General features: G+C 44.0%; 4 protein-coding genes. 3 read left to right on the forward strand and 1 reads right to left on the reverse strand.

Annotation, left to right across the window (positions count from 1 at the left end; genetic code table 11):
- The first annotated feature begins 68 nt into the window (after positions 1-68).
- Positions 69-233, forward strand: coding sequence for a hypothetical protein (locus tag NJ959_RS26330; RefSeq protein WP_254014724.1), 165 nt, complete (start codon positions 69-71; stop codon positions 231-233).
- Positions 234-793: 560 nt separating this feature from the next.
- Here NJ959_RS26330 and NJ959_RS26335 read toward each other — a convergent pair.
- Entirely contained in the window at positions 794-1,798 is a 1,005-nt protein-coding gene (locus NJ959_RS26335) for a phosphoribulokinase (RefSeq protein WP_254014725.1), read from the reverse strand.
- Between the two features lie 490 nt (positions 1,799-2,288).
- Here NJ959_RS26335 and cpcD/petH point away from each other — a divergent pair, with 490 nt between their 5' ends.
- Positions 2,289-3,500: a bifunctional rod-capping linker CpcD/ferredoxin--NADP reductase PetH gene (gene cpcD/petH, locus NJ959_RS26340; RefSeq protein WP_254014726.1), complete on the forward strand. Its 1,212-nt coding sequence runs from the start codon at positions 2,289-2,291 to the stop codon at positions 3,498-3,500.
- Positions 3,501-3,730: 230 nt separating this feature from the next.
- Positions 3,731-4,210: a GNAT family N-acetyltransferase gene (locus NJ959_RS26345; RefSeq protein WP_254014727.1), complete on the forward strand. Its 480-nt coding sequence runs from the start codon at positions 3,731-3,733 to the stop codon at positions 4,208-4,210.
- The last annotated feature ends 17 nt before the right edge of the window (positions 4,211-4,227 follow it).

Consider the following 4,227-nt stretch of genomic DNA (forward strand, 5'->3'; position numbering starts at 1 on the left):
CTCACGCCAATTTGAGTACAAATATGGCGTGAGGCTTCCGGCGAAGAAAGCTAAATGGTTTTCTGAGGGTGGAAGATCCAATTGTGGTGGCAGAAGGAGTAAGAATTGGGACTGCGAAAACCGAATTACAAGCAACTGATGGTAGCAGCGCTCGTGGAGAAAAGCCAAGCAATCTATCATTCCAGCCCATTGACAATGAACCCAACCCTCAGAATCAATCCAAATTTGAGTAGCTTGGGCTTTGTGGAGTAGCTTTTCGAGGCTCGTCAGGTGCAAATGCTGGAATACTCACCCCATTGTAACGAAATTCTGCCCCTGCCATTTTTTCTGAAAAGGAACGAGTATCCTGTGGTGTCGATACATCCTGATCCCTCGGCGAAAACGGACGTGTCTGTAATATATCGTTGGTTGTAGGTAATTTAGATTCTCTTGCTCTCTTCCCATTACTAAACGGACGGGTTTGGAGGATATCCGGAGCCGGATTTGGCTGCTAAGGATTTTGTCTTTGGATGCGTTTCCGGGAACTCATAAACACCTCTGACATCGTGAATTATTTCAATAATAGAGGTAAAAGCACTCTTGCCTTCTGGAGGTGACAAAACTGCACAGACTGCGATACGTCACCTCAATCCATGTCAGTATGTCAGTCCTTTCATCACTAACCAATAATTTCCACCAAATGGTGCTATAATAGACAGATGACCAATAACCAATAACTAATAACCAAATTAAACGCGAGAGCCACTACTGGCATCTCGCGTTTTCTTTTTATTTGAGCTGACAGTCTTAACGACTAGACTTTTGCCGCCACAGGGACTTTCGTTGCCGTTAAGCGTTCGTAAGTTGCACGCATTTTCAGGCCAACGAGAACCTGGAATAAGCCGGAACCGTTGTTGGAACCGGGATAATCGCGATGCTTGAGCAACAACTCGGTCATTTCGCCGTAGTACTTGGTGGAGGTATTGCTCAGATGACTTTCGATGTAAATCATTTCTTCTAGATTGTCAAATTGACCATCTACTTCTAAGACAGACACCTCATTACCCATGTAGCTGTCTGGACCATAGTACATTTTAATACCAGGGTAAGCACAGGTTAGCTTACGGCCACATGGTCTCCAGTCGATGGTAGAACCTTCATCAAACAGATAAACTGGTTCAAAGCCTTCCACGCCTTCCTTCTGAACCAACCGTACCCGCAGGATTTTGCTTTCCTTATCATCCTTAATTAGCTCAGTGGGTAGGATTTGAATCACTACATCAGCGAATTCCTTCTGAGGTTCGATATAGGCGGTAAAATCTGGTCGTCTGGCATTAATCGCAGCGATGACATCATCATAGGTATGTCCTCTTTCTGCCATGTCTCGCTGGATTTTCCAGTTCACTTTGACTTCATCACTGATGTCGAGATAAACTCCGAAGTCAATCAGCGATCGCATCCGTTCATCATACAGGGGATGGAGTCCCTCAATTACCACGACCTTATTTGGCTCAACTCTCTCTGGTGGGTCAAGTTCGCCCGTCTCATGATTATAAATTGGCTTGTCAATCGCTTTGCCTTCTTTGAGCATTTTGATTTGCTCGTACATCAGGTCAAAGTTATTTGCCTTGGGATTAAGCGCGGTAACCCCTTTCACTTTACGCTGTTTGCGATCGAGACTGTGATAGTCATCCAAACAGATAACTGTCATGAACTCTTCGCCAAATAAATCTGTCAAACGTTGTAAAAAGGTTGACTTACCGCATCCAGAGTCTCCAGCAACGGCAATTAACACTACACGATCTAGCTGAATTGTCATATTTTTCCTCTAACGCCAATCATAGTTTCATAAAGAAAGTCCAGCAAAGCAAATCCTAAGCTTAGGGTCAATCGGATAGAGTACTTTCCCCTCGGTCAGACTCTCACCAGACATTAAGTATTTTGTCCTAGCTGCTGAGAGAGGATTGTACCAAAATGAGATTACCGATACAAGTCTTAATACGATCTTCCTCCCCCTACCGCTAGTAACTATGCTAGAGCGACTTGGGCTATCGGGTAAAGAAAAAATGAAATTGATTCACCCGTGACAGTTTTCCTCTCAAGGACTAAGTACGCTCAGGAAAGCTTGTGTTGTCTTTCCCATTCCCTCAAGAACCTTTATCGGGGACTGTGCTTGGCTTTACAATAGTTAGGCTAAAAAGACTTTTTGCGACTCGATCGACCTTCTGTTCCAGCCAATAGAGGACTCGATTGTGGTACCAAGGTCAAGTTTTAGTAACATATTGTAAAGATCGGAGAAATTTAAAGCAATGCAAAGTCCTAACACGGCTGCTAGTTCCTTCAGCACGACGGAATTCAGCAATCGCCTGTTCGTATACGAGGTGGTTGGTTTGCGTCAAAACGTAGAAACTGATAAGGGAAACTACCCCATCCGTAGTAGTGGCAGTGTCTTTATTACAGTGCCCTACAACCGGATGAATCAAGAAATGCGGCGGATTACTCGCCTGGGTGGAACAATTGTCAGTATCCAACCCTTTACGGGTACAACTACTGGGGTGACTGGGAAAGCGACAGCCATAGCTGAAGTAACAGCTACCACGTCAGAAACAAAACCTCAGCCTATGACACACCCCAAAGATACAGCGGAGATTCCCGTTAACCTGTACAAACCCAATAAACCCTTTATCGGTAAGTGCATTGAGAATTATGAGTTAGTTGCTGAGGGTGGTATTGGTACTGTCCGTCATGTTACCTTCGATCTTTCTGGTGGGAATATGCGGTACGTGGAAGGTCAAAGTATTGGTATTGTTCCACCTGGAGTTGATGCTAAGGGTAAGCCACAAAAACTTAGACTCTACTCAATTGCCTCTACCCGTCACGGTGACAAAGAAGATAACACAACCGTATCACTTTGTGTTCGCCAACTGGAATACAAGCATCCAGAAACAGGTGAAACTGTCTACGGTGTTTGCTCAACTCACCTGTGCAAAATGGAAGTTGGTGCCGATGTAAAAATCACCGGACCAGTGGGTAAAGAGATGTTATTACCCGATGATGAAAATGCCACTGTCATTATGATGGCAACGGGTACTGGAATTGCTCCATTCCGCGCTTACTTATGGCGGATGTTCAAGGAGCAACATGAAGGTTACAAGTTTAAAGGTTTTGCTTGGCTAATCTTCGGTATTCCTAAAACTGCTAACATTCTCTACAAAGAAGACTTAGAGAAGTTACAAGAAGAGTTCGGCGATCATTTCCGTCTTACTTATGCTATCAGCCGCGAACAACAGAACTCTGAAGGTGGTCGCATGTACATTCAACACCGTGTTGCTGAACATGCTGAGGAACTTTGGAATCTAATTCAAAAAGACAATACCCACACCTACATTTGCGGTTTAAAGGGTATGGAAGATGGCATTGATGAGGCTCTATCTGCTCAATCCCAAAAGCAAGATATAAAATGGAGTGATTATCAGCGCCAAATGAAGAAAGCTCATCGCTGGCACGTTGAAACCTACTAGGTTTTGTTGTTGGTTGTTGGTTATTGGTTGTTGGTTGTTGGTTATTGGTTATTGGTTATTAGAGCAAGTCTGGCTGTATAAATCGCGTCAAGGCAGGGTGAAGCATACCAAAGATAAAACTATCTGGAACCGATTCTGAAAGACGCGATATTAGCGATCGGTTATTCATCGGAAAATAACTAACAATTGGAGTAAATGTACAGGAGTAGATAAGGCATCCTGACAAACAAATGATAAAGATTCGTAGAGAAACCCCATTAGATTATGCGATTGTAGCGGAAATATATCAGTTAGCATTTGGGCAAGATAATGAGGGGAATCTGGTAGATAGCATTCGTCAGAGCGATCGCTATATTCCAGAACTCTCACTTGTGGCAGAATTAGATGGTACGGTAGTCGGTCATATTTTATTCAGCTATATTGATTTGGTAGGAGCCGAAAACTGGCAAGTACTGGGTTTAGCCCCCATAGCAGTGACACCACAATTTCAAAATCAAGGTATTGGTAGCGCTTTGGTACAAGCTGGTTTAGCCGCAGCAGAGACTATGGGAGAATCCCTGGTTATCGTACTGGGACATACTCGATTTTACTCTCGTTTTGGGTTTGAGCCATCTGTTCGTTATGGGATTGAGTCGCCTTGGGCAGTACCAGAGGAGGTTTTTATGGTTAAATTAGTGAACTACCCGCCCTCAACTGGAGTACCAGTATGAGGGGGGCTTCCAAGTTC

The sequence above is a fragment of the Limnofasciculus baicalensis BBK-W-15 genome, assembly GCF_024178385.1.
GTDB lineage: Bacteria > Cyanobacteriota > Cyanobacteriia > Cyanobacteriales > Coleofasciculaceae > Limnofasciculus > Limnofasciculus baicalensis.